The organism is Solidesulfovibrio sp. (assembly GCF_029978005.1).
Classification (GTDB): Bacteria; Desulfobacterota; Desulfovibrionia; order Desulfovibrionales; family Desulfovibrionaceae; genus Solidesulfovibrio.
In genome coordinates this window covers 1-15,744 of sequence record NZ_JARKOZ010000021.1, presented here as the reverse complement: position 1 = coordinate 15,744, position 15,744 = coordinate 1, and the positions used below count along the sequence as shown (strand labels likewise).

Below are 15,744 nucleotides of genomic sequence, written 5' to 3'. Positions count from 1 at the left end.
CGCGCCCAAGGGCCCAACTGTGGGCCGCCTGGCCCCGCGCCGGGACGCTTCCTTTCCGGCAAGCAAGGAAAGCGCCGCTGGCCCGGCCTCCGGGCGCGTCGCCAGGGACGGCCCAATATTGGGTCGATGGCCGGATATTGATTCGCCGCGCCGGCCGGAAGCCCTTTCTTGAATAATGAATCCTTTAATATCAATAGGTTGACATTGACATGCCCGGGCATGCCATTTGCTAAACGCCCAGACGCCGGTGCAACGACGCAGGACAGTGGGGAAATCCCCAAGATGGACGAACGCCAATGGAAGGAAAAACCATGGTCCAGAAGGTAACGGCGGATTTACTGATCATAGGTATGGGGGCGGCGTCAATGAATTGCGCCATCTACGCCCACGACAAGAACCCTAATCTCGACATTCTCATCGTCACAAAAGCCATCGCCGGCAAGGGCGGTTGCAGCCGCATGGTTCAGGGCGGCTTCAACGTCGTCCTCAATCCCAAGGATTCGCACGAAAAACACCTCATGGATACCCTGAAAGGGGGGCAGTACATCAACGACCAGGACCTGGCCCTGACCCTGGTCGAGCAGGCCACGCCCACGGTCAAGGAACTGGAGACCGTGTCCGGCTGCTTCTTCGACCGCAACCCCGACGGCACCATCCACCAGAAGCCCTTCGCCGGCCAGTCCTTCGACCGCACGGTGCACAAGGGCGACCTGACCGGCATCGAGATCGTCAGCCGCATGGCCGAGCAGGTCATGAAGCGGCGCATCCGGGTGCTGGAGGAGGTGCGGGCCCTGGAACTCCTGCTCGACGCGTCCGGCCAGGTGGTCACGGGAGCGCTCCTGCTGGACATCCGGCGGGGCGAGTTCCTGGTGGCCGAGGCCGCCGCCACCATGGTCGGCACCGGCGGCGGGCCCACCCATTACCGCTTCCATGCCCCCGGCCCGGAGAAGACCGTGGACGGCCTGGGCATGCTCTACCGGGCCGGGGCCCTCATGAAGGACATGGAGATGCTCCAGTTCCACCCCACCGGGCTCATCGTGCCGGGCAGCGTGGTGGCCGGGGCGCTCCTGGAGGAGGGCCTGCGCGGGGCCGGGGCCCACCTCTTCAACGGCAAGGGCGAGCGCTACATGCTGCAATACGCGCCCGACGTGGCCGAGCGGGCCACCCGGGACGTGGTCAGCCGCTCCTCCTACCTGGAGATGATGCAGGGCCGGGCCTGCCCCGAGGGCGGGGTGCACATCGACGCCTCCCATCTGGGCGCGGACTTCGTGCTGCGAAACTTCCCGGGCATGGCCGAGCGCTGCCGCCAGTTCCACTACGACCTGGCCCGGGCCCGGGTGCCGGTCTCGCCCTCGGCCCACTTCTTCATGGGCGGCGCGGTGATCGACACCGGCTGCCGGGCCTCTCTGGAAAAGCTGTTCGTGGCCGGCGAGGACGCGGGCGGCGTGCACGGGGCCAACCGCCTGGGCGGCAACGGCATCTGCGACTCCTGCGTCTACGGCCGGCAAGCCGGCAAGTCCGTGGGCGCGTTCCTGACCGGAAGCGAGCTTGCCCGCAAGGAGACCCGGCGCGGCCAGGTCGAGGAGCTCGTGGACCGGCTCACCCGGCCGCTGGTGCGCGACAAGGGCGTCAATCCCTTCGAGGTGCGCCGGGAGCTCCAGGAACTCAACTGGAACAAGGTCGGCGTGGCCCGCAACGCCGAGGACCTGGACGCCGCCGCGACGGAGATCGAGCGCCTGGCCGAAGCCGTGGACGCGCTCCGGGTCACGGGCGGGCGGCCCTACAACATGATGTTCGCCGTCGCCCTGGACCTGCGCAGCATGATCGACGTCTCCCGCATGGTGGCCGCCTCGGCCAGGCAGCGCGACGAGACGCGCGGGGCCCACTTCCGCACCGATTTCCCCAAGCAGCGCGACGACTACGGCCTGTTCAACATCCTCCTGCGTCGCGGGGAGGACGGTCTGCCCCGGATGGAGAAGACGGCCGTGGCCTTCAAGCACAAGTCGGTGGAAGCGTGCCAGAGCTACAAGAAATAAGGACGGAAGGCCGAGGCTTTCAGCGTCTGGAATCCAAAGGAGAAAGGCAAATGGAACGGAACGTGTCGATCGAATGCCGCAAGCCGTTGCAGTGGGGCGAGCTGGATCCCGGCCGCCGCGAGAACACGAAAATCGGCATGTGGGCCTGGTTGTGGCAACGCATCTCGGCCCTGGCCATCATCGTGTTCCTGGCCCTGCACATGACCCTGACCTACAAACCGTTCGTCCAGCTGCTGCTGCTGCTCGCCGTCGCCTTCCACGCCACCCTGGGCCTGCGGGTCATCCTGCTCGACTTCAACCTGGTCGACGTCAAATACCAGCGCGCCCTCGTCTGGGGGCTGGCCGGCCTTGGCCTCGTGGTCATGGGCATCATCTGGTTCTCGACCTACTAGCGGGGGACGGCCATGAGCATAAGAACCGTGCGCATCTTCCGCTACGACCCCGAAAAGGGCGGCAGCGGGCACTTCGACGCATTTTCCCTGCAAATCGAAAACGAGACCACGACCACCATCCTGGACGTGCTGCTGCGCCTGCAGCGCGAGCAGGACCCGAGCCTGGCCTTCCGCTACGCCTGCCGCGTGAACATGTGCGGCTCCTGCGGCATGGTCATTAACGGCGTGGAGGGCCTGGCCTGCAAGACCAACGTCTCCCAGCTGCCCCCGGGCAAGGAGATCACCATCCGGCCGCTCAACCACTTCCCGGTCGTCAAGGACCTGGTGGTGGACATGGAGGCCTTCTTCAAGAAGTTCGAGGAGACGCTGCCCTTCTTCGAGCCGAAGGGAGCGGACGCCGAGCCGGCCCAGATCCGGCCGGACTCCAGGGAACGCCTGGACATCGGCCTGTCCACGGAGTGCATCGCCTGCGGCTGCTGCGTGTCGAGCTGCACCATGTGCCGCCACCACGAGGGCTACGCCGGCCCGGCCGCCCTCAATAGGGCCTTCACCCTGCTGGCCGACAGCCGCGACGCCCTGTTCGAGCCGCGCCTCGAGCGGGCGCTCGCCTCCTGCTACAGCTGCCGCACCGAGTTCAACTGCACCGAGGTCTGCCCCAAAAACATCAGCGGCACCCGGGCCATCAAGTACATCCAGCGCCTGGCCCTCAAGCACGCCCGCAGCGAGCCGAAGCCCGCGCCGAGTCCCAGGGAGCACGAAGCCGCGCCGCCGACGGCGGCCAGGCACGCCCCCCCGGCGACGGCCCAGCCCGCTCCCGGGGCGTGCGGCCAGGCCGCTCCCGAGGCTTGCCGCCACGCCGCCTCGGCCGTGGACCGCCGGACCTTCCTGCGCCAGGTGGGCGTGGGCGTGATCGGCCTCGGCACGGCCCTGGTCCTCGGCGGCATCGCCACGGGCGTGGCCGTGGGCCCGACCCTGGCCAAAAGCCAGAAACAGTGGGCGCCGCTCGGCAAGCTGTCGGAGATCCCCAAGGGCGAAATCACCACGCTCATGCTGCGCTACGAGCTCAAGACCGGCCCCTACGTCCAGCCGGTCGCCGCGCCGGTCCTCGTCTCCCGTCTCGGCGAGAGCCTCGTCTGCTTCAAATCGAGCTGCACGCACCTCGGCTGCATCGTGCGCTGGGACGCCCTGTCGGGCCGGTTCCTGTGCGCCTGCCACGGCGGCACCTTCGATCGCGACGGCAACGTCGTGGCCGGTCCGCCGCCGCGCCCCCTGGACCGCTACGCCTTCCGCCTGGAGGGCGATCAACTCTTCGTGGAGGTGGGCTGAAATGTTGCGCACCGTGCTTGACCGCATCGGTTGGAACGAGCGCCTGCGCCCGTTTCTGTACAAGGAACTGCCGGCCGGCACGGGCTGGTCGGCCACGCTCGGCAGCCTGTGCGCCCTGCTGTTCCTGGTCCTGGTCGTCTCCGGGGCCTTCCTGGCCATGTACTACAACCCGTCCCCGGACAAGGCCTACCAGACCGTGGACTTCATCATGCGCGACGTGCCCATGGGGGCGCTGTTGCGCGGCATCCACCACTGGGGGGCCGGGGCCATGGTCCTGGCCGTGTGCCTGCACCTCGCGCACTGCTTCTTCTCCGGCTCCTACAAGGCCCCGCGCGAGGGCACCTGGATCGTCGGCGTGTGCCTGCTCCTGGTCACCCTGGGACTCGGCTTCACCGGCTACCTCCTGCCCTGGGACATGAAGGCCTACTGGGCCACGGTGGTCAGCTCCAACATCCCCAGGGACATTCCGGTGGTGGGCGACGTCCTCACCCGGGCGCTGCTCGGCGGCGAGGTCGTGTCGGGCCTGACGCTGACGCGCTTCTACGCCATCCACACCCTGTTCCTGCCGGCCGTTTTGGCCGTGCTCGTCGTGGCCCACATCTACCTGATCCGCCTGCACGGCATGGCCGAGCATCCGGGCGCGGCCAAGGCCCCGGCCCAGGCCGGCCCGTACCGCTTCTATCCCGAGCACACCTTCCGCAGCGCCCTGGTGTTCGCCGGGGTGTTCTGCGTCATCCTTCTCCTGTCCGTGTGCAGCGGGGTGGTCAAGGAGGAGATCGCCGGCACCCTCATCGAGTCCTATCTGCCCCGGCCCGAGTGGTACTACATGTGGCTGTTCCAGCTCCTGACCTACTTCTCCGGGGCCTGGGAGGTCGTGGGCAGCCTGGCGGTGCCGTTTCTCGGCGTCACGCTCCTCTTCGTCGTGCCGTTTCTCGGCAAGGGCCGGCTGCGGGGCCTGGCCAACCAGCCCCTGTGCACCGGGGTCGGCGTCACCTGCGTCATCGCCATCGTCTACCTGACGCTCATGGGCTTCGAGGGCGTGCGCCCCTACGGCAAGGTCATCCCCGTGCCCGACCGCGCGCTGACCGCGTCCGAGAAGCGGGGCCTTTTCCTCTATGCCGACCGGGAGTGCGCCTACTGCCACCAGATCGACGGCAAGGGCGGCCACAGGACCGGCCCGGACATGGCCAACATGACGGCCAAGCACCGGACCCAGGCCTCCCTGGCCGACTACGTCAAGAACCCGCAGGCCGTGAGCGCCACGTCCATCATGCCCAAATACGACCTGCCCGAGGCCGATCTCCGGGCGCTGGCCGACTTCATCCTGGCCCTGGACTTCGGCAAGCACCCGGTCCGGCTTCTCAGCGGCCAGGACGTCCTCAAAAGCGGTTCCGCCCAGGCGGGGACCGACAACGGTCGAAACGGGGCCCGTCAGCCCGTCGCGATGAATTCCCAACAATAAAGGAGGCTACGAGGGATGCGTCAGTTCGATTATTCCATCGTGGAAGAGGCGGCCAAGCAGCTCTACATCCGGGCGCTGTGCGACCTGCCCCCAGACGTGCGCCAGGCCCTGCGCAAGGCCCAGGCCCGGGAGACCAATCCCACGGCCAAGGCGGTCTTCGAGGCCATGTTCAAGGCCATCGACATCGCGGACCGGGAAAAGACCCTGATCTGCCAGGATACCGGCCTGCCCATCTACAAGGTCAAGATCGGCTCGGGATTCGCCTGGGACGGCTTCGCCATCAAGTCCCGGCTCCACGAAGGGGCCAAGCGGGCCACCCAGGAATTCCCCTTCCGCAGCAGCTCCACCCATCCCCTGACCCGGGTCAATCCCCAGACCTCGGTGGGACCGGGCCTGCCGGTCATCTACTTCGACTTCGCCGGGGACACCGACACCCTGGACATCCTCATGGCTCCCAAGGGGTCGGGCTCGGAGAACATGAGCCGCATGCAGATGTTCTACCCGGCCCACGGCATCAAGGCCCTCAAGAAGTTCGTCTTGGACACGGTGGTCGAGTCCGGGGCCAACCCCTGCCCGCCGGGCGTCATCGGCGTCGGCATCGGCGGCACGGCGGACCTGGTCATGAAGCTGGCCAAGGACGCCATCATGCGCCCGGTGGGCAGCCGCAACCCCGATCCCCAGGTGGCGGCCATGGAGGAGGAGCTGGAGGAGGCCATAAACGCCACCGGCCGCGGTCCCATGGGCCTTGGCGGCGACGTCTCCACCCTCGGCGTGCACATCGAGACCGCCTACACCCACATCACCCAGAACCCCGTGGCCGTGAACACCCAGTGCTGGCCGGCCCGCCGCTCCAGGGCCGTCATCAGCCCCGACGGCGCGGTCGCCTACGGCTACTAAAGGAGAACCACGCCATGGCGACATTCCACCTCAATTCCCCGTTTTCCGAGGAAGACATCCGCCAGTTGCGCGCCGGGGACATCGTCACCTTCGACGGCCTGCTCTTCGGCATCCGCGACCTGACCCAGATCTACATGTTCGACCAGGGCCACGAGCCGCCCGTGAGCCTGGCCGGCGCGCCCTGCATCCACACCGCCCCGAGCCTGCGCAAGGTGGACGGGCGCTGGGAGAAAATCTGCGTCGGCACCACCACCAGCACGCGCATGGAGCGGTTTTCGCCCGATCTGATCGGCAAGTACGGCGTGCGCGCCATCATCGGCAAGGGCGGGCTCCTCGAGGGCAGCCTGAAGGCGATGCAAAAGCACGGCGCGGTCTACCTGGCCATCGTCGGCGGGGCGGCGGCCCTGGAAACCCAGCAGATCGAGGCGATCGAGGAGGTCTACTGGGAGCACCTCCACCCCGAGGCCCTCTACCGGTTTAGGGTCAAGAACTTCGGCCCCCTGACCGTGGCCATGGATAGCCATGGCCGCAACCTCTACGAAGAGGTCAAGGTCGAGGCCCTCACGCGTCTTCCCGGGATCTACGAAAAACTCGGCGTGTAGGGCGCGCGCCGCCCCGCGAGGCGTCGCGCATCCCGGCCAGGGGCGTCCTTCGCCCCTGCGCGGCCGGGGTGGTCTTCACAGGCGTCAATGCAACAACCGTAAATGGAGGGCTTATGGCATTCACCCTGCATTATCTAGGAAAGATACCACTGCCCATACGCGTTGTCGGATTCCTGGTGGTCGGCCTGGCGCTCGGCTTCAGCTTCCCGCATCACGAAGCCGTGAACATGCTTTTCGTCAGCGGCACCTACTTCCCCAAGACCATCGTCACCTTCGCCGCCTTCCTGATCTTCAACCTCCTGAGCGCGGCCATGGCCAAGCTCATGCTCTTTCACAAGGACAAGGCCGGCAAGATGTTCGGGCTTATCTTCACCATGTACCTGGTCATGGGCCTCATCTCGCTGCTCTACGTCACGGGCTGGATCGCGCTGTTCGCGACCGTGCCCTTCACCCTGCCCGGGGTCGAGGTGCCCGGCCCACTGGCCTGGGTCACCCAGATCGGCGAGACCTTCGCCAACATCCTGACCCAGCAGCCGCTGCTCCAGGCCCTGGTCGGGGCCATGTTCGTGGGTTGGCTCAGCGCCAAGTTCGAGCGCCTGCACCGCATCGCCTACGGCTTCGTGGCCATCGGCGACGGCATCCTGTGGTTCTTCAAGAAGCTGCTCTGGTACTACCCGATCATGATCGGCTGTCTGGCCATCGGCATCCCCATGAAGTTCGGCGCCAAGGGCATGGCGCTCTACGGCCAGGGCGTGCTCTGGGTCATGCTCACCACCTGCATCTGGGTCGTGTGCATGATGTTTGCGTGCCGCCTGCTGACCAAGCGCACCTGGAAGCAGATCCTGTCCTACTACGGCGCGGTCTGGCCCACGGGCTTCGGCACCGGCGGCTCCTACGACACCCTGGCCGTGAACATCATCTCGGCCGAGCAGGACCTCGGGCTCAAGGAGGACATCGCCGAGGTCTCCATCGTCTTCGGCACGGTGCTCAACAAGAACTGCAGCACCATGTCCGTGCTCATCGTGACCATCATCGTGTCCCAGCTCCTCAACATCCCCATCTCCCTGACCGAGATCATCATGATGATCCCGCCGGTCATGATCCTTGGCCTGGAGTCGCCGGGCATCCCCGGCGGCGCGGGCTACTTCATGTCGCCCATCATCGCCGTGCTCCTGGGCGTCCCCGACCAGGCCACCTACGTCACGACCTTCGTGGCCGTGTTCAGCGGCCTGATCCCGATGTTCAGCACGGCCGGCAATACCACCGACGACGGCGTGATCGGCGCGTTCCTCCAGGACCACTTCGGGCATCTGCTGGAGTCGGCCAAGGAGGTCGTCCACCCCATGGCCGTGCCTGTGAAGGAGGTGGTGTAAATGCGCAAGATCCTCGGCTGGATCCTCTTTCTCGCCGGCGCGTGGATGCTCGTTTCCCCCCAGTCGCTTACGGGGCTCAAGCAGCTCAAGTGGATGGCGGACTACGCCTTCCCCGGCGAGGTGATCCTCGGCATCGCGCTGCTGACCGTCGCCCTGTATCTCGTGGAAATCAAACCCAGGAAAGGATCGGGCAAGCCGGAACACTGAGTCCGGGCTCCCGTCGGCCGGCCGGCGGCGCCGCCGGGCCTCCCCGAAAAGGGAGGCCCGGCGGTCCTCCGGCCGGCCGTTGGCCGTCGCCTTCGCCGTTGTCGGGAGGACCGCATGGAACCGTATCAGATCGCCGTGTTGTGCGTGGCCGTGGCCGCCTCTTCCGTCATCAAGAACAGCGCCGCCGTGGGCTCGGGCATCTTCCTGCTGCCCGTGCTGGCCCTGGCCTTTCCGCCCAAGATCGCGCTCGGGCTCGGCGCGCCGGCCATGCTGGCCTCGGACATCATGGGCCTGCGCAACTACTGGAGGGAGTGGGGCGACTGGCGGGAGATCCTGCGCGTGGTCCTGGCCGCGACCGTCGGCATCGCCCTCGGCAGCTACTGCATCCAGGCCATTCCGGCCGACATCTTCAAGCTCGGCATCGGCGGCTTCGCCGTGGCCTTCGCCCTGTACCACCTGCTCCGGGACGCCGGGCTGCTGGCCGCGGCCAGGGAGTCCCGGGTCGGCGGCGGCATCGCCTCCTCGATCTGCATCGGGGCCCTGGGCGGGGTGGCCACGGTGCTGGCCCACGCGGGCGGGTTGGTCTGGTCCATGTACTTCGCCGGCCGCAAGATGGACAAGCGCTGCTTCACGGCGACCATGATCCTGCTCTTCGCCATCAGCAACCTGGTGAAGCTGGCGGCCTACATGCAGCTCGGCATCCTGAACATGGAGTCCAACCTTCTGATCCTGGCCATGGCTCCGGTCATCTACCTGAGCAGCAACCTCGGCAACCGCATCAACAAGCGGGTCAACCCGGCGCTTTTCCGGAACATCGTGCTCATGCTCATCCTGGTGGTGGGGGCGAGCCTGTTCCTGTAGCCGGCCGCCGTGGGGCCGGAGTTCCTCCCGGCCTTGCCTCGGGGAGGGCCTGCGGGGCCGGGCCGGCGTCCTTTCCTTCGCGCGCCCGCCCGGTCCGGCATGTCCCTCGCGGCGGCGACGCCGCCACGGCCGGGCGCGGCGGCCGGCGCGGGCGTCAGCCCTCCCGGTCCGGGGCGTCCCTGCCGGACAGGAAGCGCCAGAGGGTGTTGTAGCTGACGCCGAGGCGTTGGGCGGCCAGCCGCTTGTTCATGCCGCTTTGCTCCAGGGTCGAGGCGACGATGCGCTCCTGGCAATGGCGCAGTTGCTCCTTCAGGGTCCCGTCGGCCTGCTCCCGGTCGTCCCCGCCCGGGGCCGGCATGGCCCGTTCCCGGAAAAGTTCCAGAAAGAGCTCCTCGTCCACGCGCTTTTCGTCCAGCAGCACCAGGTAGCTCTCGAAAAAGGACAGGAGCTCGCGGATGTTCCCGGGCCAGGCGTAGCCGCGCATGGCCGCGAGCATGGCCGGGGTCAGGTCGCCCGGGCCCAGGCCGTTTCGCCGCAGCAGGTCCGCGACGAGCAGGGGGATGTCCTCCAGGCGCTGGCGCAGGGGCGGCACCTGCAGGCGCAGCACGGCCAGGCGGAAGAAGAGGTCCATGCGGAACGTCCCCTCCCGGGCCAGGGCCATGAGGTCGCGGTGGGAGGCGCTGATGATGCGCACGTCCACGGGGATGATCCTGTCCCCGCCCAGGCGCATGAGCTCCTTGGCCTCGAGCACCCGCAGCAGGCGCAGTTGCAGGCCGTGGCTGACGTCGCCGATCTCGTCCAGAAAGATCGTGCCGTGGTTGGCCAGCTCGAACAGTCCGACCTTGCCCCCGCGCCTGGCCCCGGTGAAGGCGCCTTCCTCGTAGCCGAACAGCTCGCTCTCCAGGAGCGTCTCGGGCAGGGCGGAGCAGTTGATGGCCACGAAGGCCTTGTCCTTTCGCGCGCTGCGTTCGTGCACGGCATGGGCCACGAGCTCCTTGCCGACCCCGGTCTCGCCGTGGATGAGGATGGAGGAGCAGGTCCGGGCGAAGCGCTCGATCCGGGCCGCGAGCCTGGTCATGGCCGGGCTTTCGCCCTTGATGTCCGCCAGGGTGTGGCTCGAGGTGAGGCCGCGCTGGCGCAGCTCCTCGTGGAGCAGGTTGCTCATGTCGTAGATCGAGGCCGTGTCCCGGAACATGGCCACCGCCCCGCGCAGCTGGGAGTTGATGGACACGGGCAGGGCGTTGACCACCAGTTCGGCGCCGTTGACGGTCACCACGGCGTTGAGCCGGGGCTGGCCGTCGACCAGGACGGCGTCGAGGAACAGAGCCCCGAAGTGCCGGGGCAACTGGTCCGGAGCCTGGGCCTTGCGGGAAAGCCGCAGGTACTGCCTGGCCTTGGCGTTGCTGAAGACGATGTTCTTGTCGGTGTCGATGAAGACGACGCCTTCGCCGAGCAGCTTGAGGATGGCGATGAGCTGCTGGCGGTTTTTGGATTCCTCCCGCTTGGCTTGGGCCATGACCCGGGCCTGCTGGATGGCTTGCAGAATGCTGTGGGTGTTGGGCTCGATGATGAGCCCCCGGCCGCCCCGGGCCTCGATGGAGGTCCGGCTCACGCCGCCGCCGATGACGCAGCGGATGCCCTGGCGATAGGCCTCCTCGACCCCGTCGATGAGCTCCTCCTTGGTGGCGTAGCGGATCTCGCGGATGCGCATGCCGAGAATGTCCTGCATGAAGTCCAGGTCCCTGAACTCGTTGGCGTGCACGGTGATGGCCACCTCGCTGGCCAGGGCCCTGGCCCGGGACAGGGCCCGGATCACGTCCACGTCGGTCTTCTGGATGAGGACCACCGAGTGGCCGATGGCCCGCAGGATGCTCTCGCCGGTGCCGCCGTGGCACAGGATGACCTCGTAGCCCCGATCCAGGAGCTCCCTGGCCACCCGCTCGCCCTCGTCGAAGGAGATGACCCGGGTGTGGATGGTTTCGTTGAGGAACTTGGTGCATTCCAGGACTTTTCGCACGACTTCCGTGGAGTGCACGACCAGGGCGAACTTGCAGCGGGCGGCCTCGGCCATGTGTTTTCTCCCTTGGGGGCAGTATTTCAGGAACGAGAAAACAATCTCATGGATGAGATGGTTCGTCCAGGCCGGCTCAGGTTTTTCTGAATAAGGTAAATTATATCAATATATTGCAAGTATGAAATGTGTGGCACAGGCATTGCAACTCCAGAAGAAAAGCACAGCCAGGGAAAAATCCATAAGACCAATATGGAGAAAGTAATACTGTGCACGACGTGTACGAAATGCGCCAACACAAGGAGCGAAACATGGGAACGGCTGAAGAATCGCTGCAGGAGAAAACCTCTTCAGGACCCGTCGTCGACGCAGGAAATGGAACGGATGCCGCGCCGCTTTCCCGCGCGTTGCAGATGGAACGCTGCCTGGCAGCCGCCGCCGAGATGAAGGAGTTTTTGCTCAACGCCCCCCAGACCGTGGACACGCAGCGGCTCACCTATCTCCTCGAGGCCTACAAGGAGTTCGATTACGAGCCGACCATCGTCCTGCGGGCGCTATTTTTCGACAAGCTCTTGCGCAACAAGAAGATCTTCATCGACAGCAACCCCATTGTGGGCACGGTCACCGGCCACCACGCCGGCGTGTACGTCTACCCCGAATGGGATTCGCAGTGGATCCTCAAGGAAATGAACCAGGCCATGATGAGCCACCTCGGCGAGGTGAACATTTCCGAAGAGGAACAGAAGTTGATGGTCGAGGCCGCCAAGTTCTTCAAGACCCGCAGCGCCACCTTCAAGGCCCGCTCGCTGTCCCGCCAGATGCACGACTACGACCCCGCCGACGACATCAAGGCCGGCCTGTTCTGGGACGGCACCACCGTGACCGTGGGCTCGGGCAACGTGGACTACGCCACCTTCATCGACAAGGGCCTGGGGGCGGTCATCGCCGAGGTGGAGGCCACCCTCAAGTCCACGCCCGTGACCGTGGAGACCAGCTCCAAAATCAATTTCTACCGGGCCTCGCTGATTTCCATGCGGGCCCTGGTGCACCTGGCCAACCGCTACGCCGCCCTGGCCGAGAGCATGGCCGCCAAGGAGGCCGATCCGGTCCGGGCCGCCGAGTTGGCCGAGATCGCCGCGGTCTGCCGCCACGTGCCGGAAAATCCCCCCCGCAACTTCCGCGAGTCGGTGCAGGCCTGGTGGTTCCTGCACCTCGGCATCCAGATCGAGCAGGCCGGCTGCGGCTCCTCCCCCGGCCGCCTGGGCCAGTTCCTGGAACCCTACTACCAGAAGGACAAGGGCGAAAACGGTCTGACCAAGCTTGAGGCCATCGCCTGGCTCAAGTGCCTGTTCGTGAAGATCCTGGAATTCGGCTACTACCAGGGCCTTTCCTACGCGCGCATCGTCTCCGGCCACACCGGGCACACCATCAGCCTGGGCGGCCTCGACGCCCAGGGCGGCGACGCCACGGCCGAACTCGACTACCTGCTCCTGGACACCCAGATCGACATGCGCAACATCCAGCCCACCTTGACCATCCTCTACCACGACAAGCTCAAGGAGGACTTCCTGCTCAAGGCCGTGGAGCTGGAGCGCACCGGCCTGGGCCAGCCCCAGTGGCTGAATAACCGCATCGTGATGGAACGCCTGCTCGCCCGACACGCCCCCTGCGGCATCACCCTCAAGGACGCGCGCAACTGCGCCAACCTGAGCTGCGTGGGCACGGGCGTGGCCGGCCAGACGGCCTTCATCCGCGAGGTGGGCACCTTCAACCTGGCCAAGATGGTGGAGCTGGCCCTCAACGACGGCTTCGACCCCATGACCGAGAAGCGGGTGGGCGCGGCCACCGGCGATCCGGACGCCATGGCCTCCTTCGAGGACTTCTACGCCGCCTTCGAGGCGCAGATCGGCCATATGTTCCGCAAGGCCCGGCCCTACGGCTCCATCTCCAACAAGGCCCTGGGCGACACGGTGCCCGGCCCCCTGCGCTCCACCATGTACGGCGGCTGCCTGGACAGCGGCCGGCACGAGTACGAGGGCGGCCCCCGCTTCTACCTCTACTATTCCATCAGCACGGCCGGCATCGACGCGGCCAACGCCCTGGCCGCGGTCAAGCACCTCGTCTACGACGCCGGGCTTTTGACCATGGCCCGGCTGCGTGAGGCCCTGGCCGCCGATTTCGAGGGCTTCGAGGAGATCCGCCAGCTGTGCCTCGGCGCTCCCAAGCACGGCAATGGGGATCCGGAAATGGACCGGCTGGTGCGCCGCGTCTACGACTCCTCCATGGACCGGTACCAGGCCTCCGGGGAGAGCTTCTACGGCAGGCACATGGCCAACATCGAAGCCTACTCCCTCTCCATCCACAACTACTTCGGCATGCTCACCGGCGCGCTGCCCAATGGCCACAAGAAGGGCACGCCGCTCACCGACGGCAGCGTCTCGGCCACGCCCGGCACGGACAAAAACGGCCCCATGGCCCTGCTCGGCTCGGCGGCCAAGGCCATCGACACCGTGCGCTTCGGCTCCAACCACTTCAACATGAAGTTCCACCCGTCCTCGGTGGCCGGCATCGCCGGGGCGCGCAAGCTGCTGTCCCTGATCAAGTCCTACATGGACATGGACGGCTCCCACATCCAGTTCAACGTGGTCAGCTCCAACACCCTGCGCGAGGCCCAGGCCAAGCCCGAGGACCACAAGGGCCTCACCGTGCGCGTGGCGGGATTCAGCGCCTACTACACCCGCCTGCACAAGGGCGTGCAGGACGAGATCATCGCCCGTACCGAACACGCCATGTAACGACCCCCGACCGGCCGGGGCCAGGGCGAAACGCCGACGGTCCCGGCCGATGCAAAAGGATGCGCCATGATCATCACTCCCCAGGCCCGAGAGAAGATAGTCGCCTTCATGGAAAGTTCCGGCGAGGACAAGCTGCGCGTCGCCCAGCTGTCGCTCGGCGGCTGCTGCAGCGCCAAGATCCAGCTCGGCGTGAGCCTGGCCGAGGAGGCCGAACCCGGCGAGGAAGTCGTGCACGTGGACGGCATCGAGGTGCTCATCGACCCGTTGCTGCGAAAGCGCCTCGGTGAGCTCGTCATCGACTGCGGCGAGACCGGCATCGTGGTGCGCCCCGGGAAAGGCGGGGCCTGAGATGACGGCGTCGCAGGCGGAGTCCGCGACCACGGGCCGGGTCTTCGACATCCAGCGCTACTGCGTGCACGACGGCCCCGGGGTGCGCTCCACGGTTTTCCTGAAGGGCTGCCCTTTGTCCTGCGCCTGGTGCAGCAACCCGGAGTCCCAGGACCCCAGGCCGCAGATCCTGTATTTCCGGGATCTGTGCCGCCAATGCGGCGCGTGTCTGGAGGCCTGTCCCGAAGGGGCGCTGGCTCTGGAAAAAGACGCCCTGGTCGTGCGGCAAGACCTTTGCCGGGCCTGCGGGACCTGCGTCGCCGCCTGCCTGTACGAGGCCCGGATCCGCAGCGGCGAGGTCATGACCGTGGACGCGGTCTGCCGGATCGTGCAGGAGGACTGGCGCATCTACGCCCAAAGCGGCGGGGGGATCACCGTGGGCGGGGGCGAGGCCCTGGCCCAGCCGGAATTCCTCGGCGCCTTGCTCTACGTGCTCCACGACGGCCTGGGCTACCACACCTGCCTGGACACCAGCGGCTTCGCCCCCTGGGCGACCCTGGAGGCCCTGCTGCCGCACCTCGACCTGATCCTCCTGGACATCAAGCAGGTGGACGCCGCCGCCCACCGGAAGGCCACCGGCGTGGACAACGCCGTGATCCTGGACAACGCCGCGAGGCTCAGCGCCCGGGGCTTTCCGACGATCATCCGGGTGCCGCTCGTCCCGGGCGTCAACGACGACGCGCAGAGCCTCGAGGGGCTCGGAACCTTCCTGCGCGGGCTGCGTTTCCCCCTGGTGGAGATCATGCCCTACCACGCCTACGGGCGCTCCAAGTACGCGGCCCTGGGCCGCGACTATCCCCTGGGGGACCTGGCGGGATCAGACGCCACCCTGGCCGCCGAGCTGCTCCAGGGCTACGGCCTCGAGGTGGCCGTGCACCAACGCTGAGAGCGCCGCGCGAACATGCCGCGCCGAAAGGAGAAGCTGCGCCCGGCCATGCCCGTCCGCAGGCCCGGGCCGACAAGACGGCCTTCATGAGAATCGCACTGCCTTGGTCTCGCCTTCCGCGTCGCACGGAGAGTCAACCTACGACATTCCCAACGGAGCCGGATCATGAAGAAGTCTCTGAGGTACATCATCCCCTTGTTGGTCGGCCTCATCATCTGGGTACTGCCCGTGCCCCAAGGCCTGAGCGCCAATGCCTGGGAATACTTCGCCATCTTCATGGCGGTCATCCTGGGGCTCATCCTGGAGCCGCTGCCGCCGCCGGTGTGCGGCCTGCTCGGCGTGGGGCTCATCGCCTCCCTCATGCTCGTGCCGCCCACGGCCCCGCCCATGCCCGCGGCCAAGCCCGCGGCCACGGCCTATGCCGACTACCGCGCGGACCGCGTGAACGTGTTCCTGGACCTGCCGGACCAGGAGTGGAAGGACGTCTACACCCTGTGCCGGGCCGTCAT

Annotated in this window: 14 protein-coding genes; 13 read left to right on the top strand and 1 reads right to left on the bottom strand. The window is 66.9% G+C overall.

Annotated elements, in window-relative coordinates:
* Nucleotides 1–296 precede the first annotated feature (296 nt).
* The 9 genes from Q1K70_RS02215 (at nucleotide 297) to Q1K70_RS02175 (ending at nucleotide 9,156) form a co-directional block, all read left to right on the top strand.
* Nucleotides 297–2,036: an FAD-binding protein gene (locus Q1K70_RS02215; RefSeq protein WP_366521642.1), complete on the top strand. Its 1,740-nt coding sequence runs from the start codon at nucleotides 297–299 to the stop codon at nucleotides 2,034–2,036.
* Nucleotides 2,037–2,086: 50 nt separating this feature from the next.
* Nucleotides 2,087–2,428: a succinate dehydrogenase gene (locus Q1K70_RS02210; RefSeq protein WP_300155138.1), complete on the top strand. Its 342-nt coding sequence runs from the start codon at nucleotides 2,087–2,089 to the stop codon at nucleotides 2,426–2,428.
* A gap of 12 nt (nucleotides 2,429–2,440) precedes the next feature.
* Complete coding sequence (locus Q1K70_RS02205) at nucleotides 2,441–3,754, top strand: 2Fe-2S iron-sulfur cluster-binding protein (RefSeq protein WP_300155136.1); 1,314 nt, start codon at nucleotides 2,441–2,443, stop codon at nucleotides 3,752–3,754.
* Nucleotide 3,755: 1 nt separating this feature from the next.
* A complete protein-coding gene (locus Q1K70_RS02200; RefSeq protein ID WP_300155133.1) occupies nucleotides 3,756–5,216 on the top strand; it encodes a cytochrome b N-terminal domain-containing protein in 1,461 nt (486 codons plus the stop codon).
* 15 nt (nucleotides 5,217–5,231) lie between these two features.
* A complete protein-coding gene (locus tag Q1K70_RS02195; RefSeq protein ID WP_300155130.1) occupies nucleotides 5,232–6,113 on the top strand; it encodes a fumarate hydratase in 882 nt (293 codons plus the stop codon).
* A gap of 14 nt (nucleotides 6,114–6,127) precedes the next feature.
* On the top strand, nucleotides 6,128–6,715 hold the full coding sequence (locus Q1K70_RS02190; RefSeq protein ID WP_300155129.1) for a FumA C-terminus/TtdB family hydratase beta subunit: 588 nt from the start codon (nucleotides 6,128–6,130) through the stop codon (nucleotides 6,713–6,715).
* A gap of 113 nt (nucleotides 6,716–6,828) precedes the next feature.
* The gene (locus Q1K70_RS02185) at nucleotides 6,829–8,088 is read left to right on the top strand and encodes a cation:dicarboxylase symporter family transporter (RefSeq protein ID WP_300155126.1); all 1,260 of its coding nucleotides are present in this window, start codon (nucleotides 6,829–6,831) and stop codon (nucleotides 8,086–8,088) included.
* A complete protein-coding gene (locus Q1K70_RS02180; protein WP_300155124.1) occupies nucleotides 8,089–8,295 on the top strand; it encodes a hypothetical protein in 207 nt (68 codons plus the stop codon).
* A gap of 114 nt (nucleotides 8,296–8,409) precedes the next feature.
* On the top strand, nucleotides 8,410–9,156 hold the full coding sequence (locus Q1K70_RS02175; protein WP_300155121.1) for a sulfite exporter TauE/SafE family protein: 747 nt from the start codon (nucleotides 8,410–8,412) through the stop codon (nucleotides 9,154–9,156).
* A 154-nt stretch (nucleotides 9,157–9,310) separates the two neighbouring features.
* Here Q1K70_RS02175 and Q1K70_RS02170 read toward each other — a convergent pair whose 3' ends face one another.
* Nucleotides 9,311–11,227, bottom strand: coding sequence for a sigma 54-interacting transcriptional regulator (locus tag Q1K70_RS02170; RefSeq protein WP_300155119.1), 1,917 nt, complete (start codon nucleotides 11,225–11,227; stop codon nucleotides 9,311–9,313).
* A 251-nt stretch (nucleotides 11,228–11,478) separates the two neighbouring features.
* Here Q1K70_RS02170 and Q1K70_RS02165 point away from each other — a divergent pair, with 251 nt between their 5' ends.
* The 4 genes from Q1K70_RS02165 to Q1K70_RS02150 all read left to right on the top strand — a co-directional run.
* Entirely contained in the window at nucleotides 11,479–13,962 is a 2,484-nt protein-coding gene (locus Q1K70_RS02165; protein WP_300155116.1) for a pyruvate formate lyase family protein, read from the top strand.
* 66 nt (nucleotides 13,963–14,028) lie between these two features.
* A complete protein-coding gene (locus Q1K70_RS02160; RefSeq protein ID WP_300155113.1) occupies nucleotides 14,029–14,310 on the top strand; it encodes a hypothetical protein in 282 nt (93 codons plus the stop codon).
* A 1-nt stretch (nucleotide 14,311) separates the two neighbouring features.
* Nucleotides 14,312–15,235, top strand: a complete 924-nt coding sequence (locus Q1K70_RS02155) for a glycyl-radical enzyme activating protein (RefSeq protein ID WP_300155110.1) — start codon at nucleotides 14,312–14,314, stop codon at nucleotides 15,233–15,235.
* Nucleotides 15,236–15,400: 165 nt separating this feature from the next.
* Nucleotides 15,401–15,744, top strand: a 344-nt coding sequence (locus tag Q1K70_RS02150; RefSeq protein ID WP_300155107.1) for an anion permease, incomplete at its 3' end; no start/stop codon positions are given.

Bases quoted from the DNA above. Each gene is read 5' to 3' on its own strand.
- Q1K70_RS02210 (WP_300155138.1), top strand. From the start codon at position 2,087: ATGGAACGGAACGTGTCGATCGAATGCCGCAAGCCGTTGCAGTGGGGC.
- Q1K70_RS02185 (WP_300155126.1), top strand. From the start codon at position 6,829: ATGGCATTCACCCTGCATTATCTAGGAAAGATACCACTGCCCATACGC.
- Q1K70_RS02180 (WP_300155124.1), top strand. From the start codon at position 8,089: ATGCGCAAGATCCTCGGCTGGATCCTCTTTCTCGCCGGCGCGTGGATG.
- Q1K70_RS02195 (WP_300155130.1), top strand. From the start codon at position 5,232: ATGCGTCAGTTCGATTATTCCATCGTGGAAGAGGCGGCCAAGCAGCTC.
- Q1K70_RS02165 (WP_300155116.1), top strand. From the start codon at position 11,479: ATGGGAACGGCTGAAGAATCGCTGCAGGAGAAAACCTCTTCAGGACCC.
- Q1K70_RS02160 (WP_300155113.1), top strand. From the start codon at position 14,029: ATGATCATCACTCCCCAGGCCCGAGAGAAGATAGTCGCCTTCATGGAA.
- Q1K70_RS02205 (WP_300155136.1), top strand. From the start codon at position 2,441: ATGAGCATAAGAACCGTGCGCATCTTCCGCTACGACCCCGAAAAGGGC.
- Q1K70_RS02215 (WP_366521642.1), top strand. From the start codon at position 297: ATGGAAGGAAAAACCATGGTCCAGAAGGTAACGGCGGATTTACTGATC.
- Q1K70_RS02170 (WP_300155119.1), bottom strand. From the start codon at position 11,227: ATGGCCGAGGCCGCCCGCTGCAAGTTCGCCCTGGTCGTGCACTCCACG.
- Q1K70_RS02200 (WP_300155133.1), top strand. From the start codon at position 3,756: ATGTTGCGCACCGTGCTTGACCGCATCGGTTGGAACGAGCGCCTGCGC.
- Q1K70_RS02190 (WP_300155129.1), top strand. From the start codon at position 6,128: ATGGCGACATTCCACCTCAATTCCCCGTTTTCCGAGGAAGACATCCGC.
- Q1K70_RS02175 (WP_300155121.1), top strand. From the start codon at position 8,410: ATGGAACCGTATCAGATCGCCGTGTTGTGCGTGGCCGTGGCCGCCTCT.
- Q1K70_RS02155 (WP_300155110.1), top strand. From the start codon at position 14,312: ATGACGGCGTCGCAGGCGGAGTCCGCGACCACGGGCCGGGTCTTCGAC.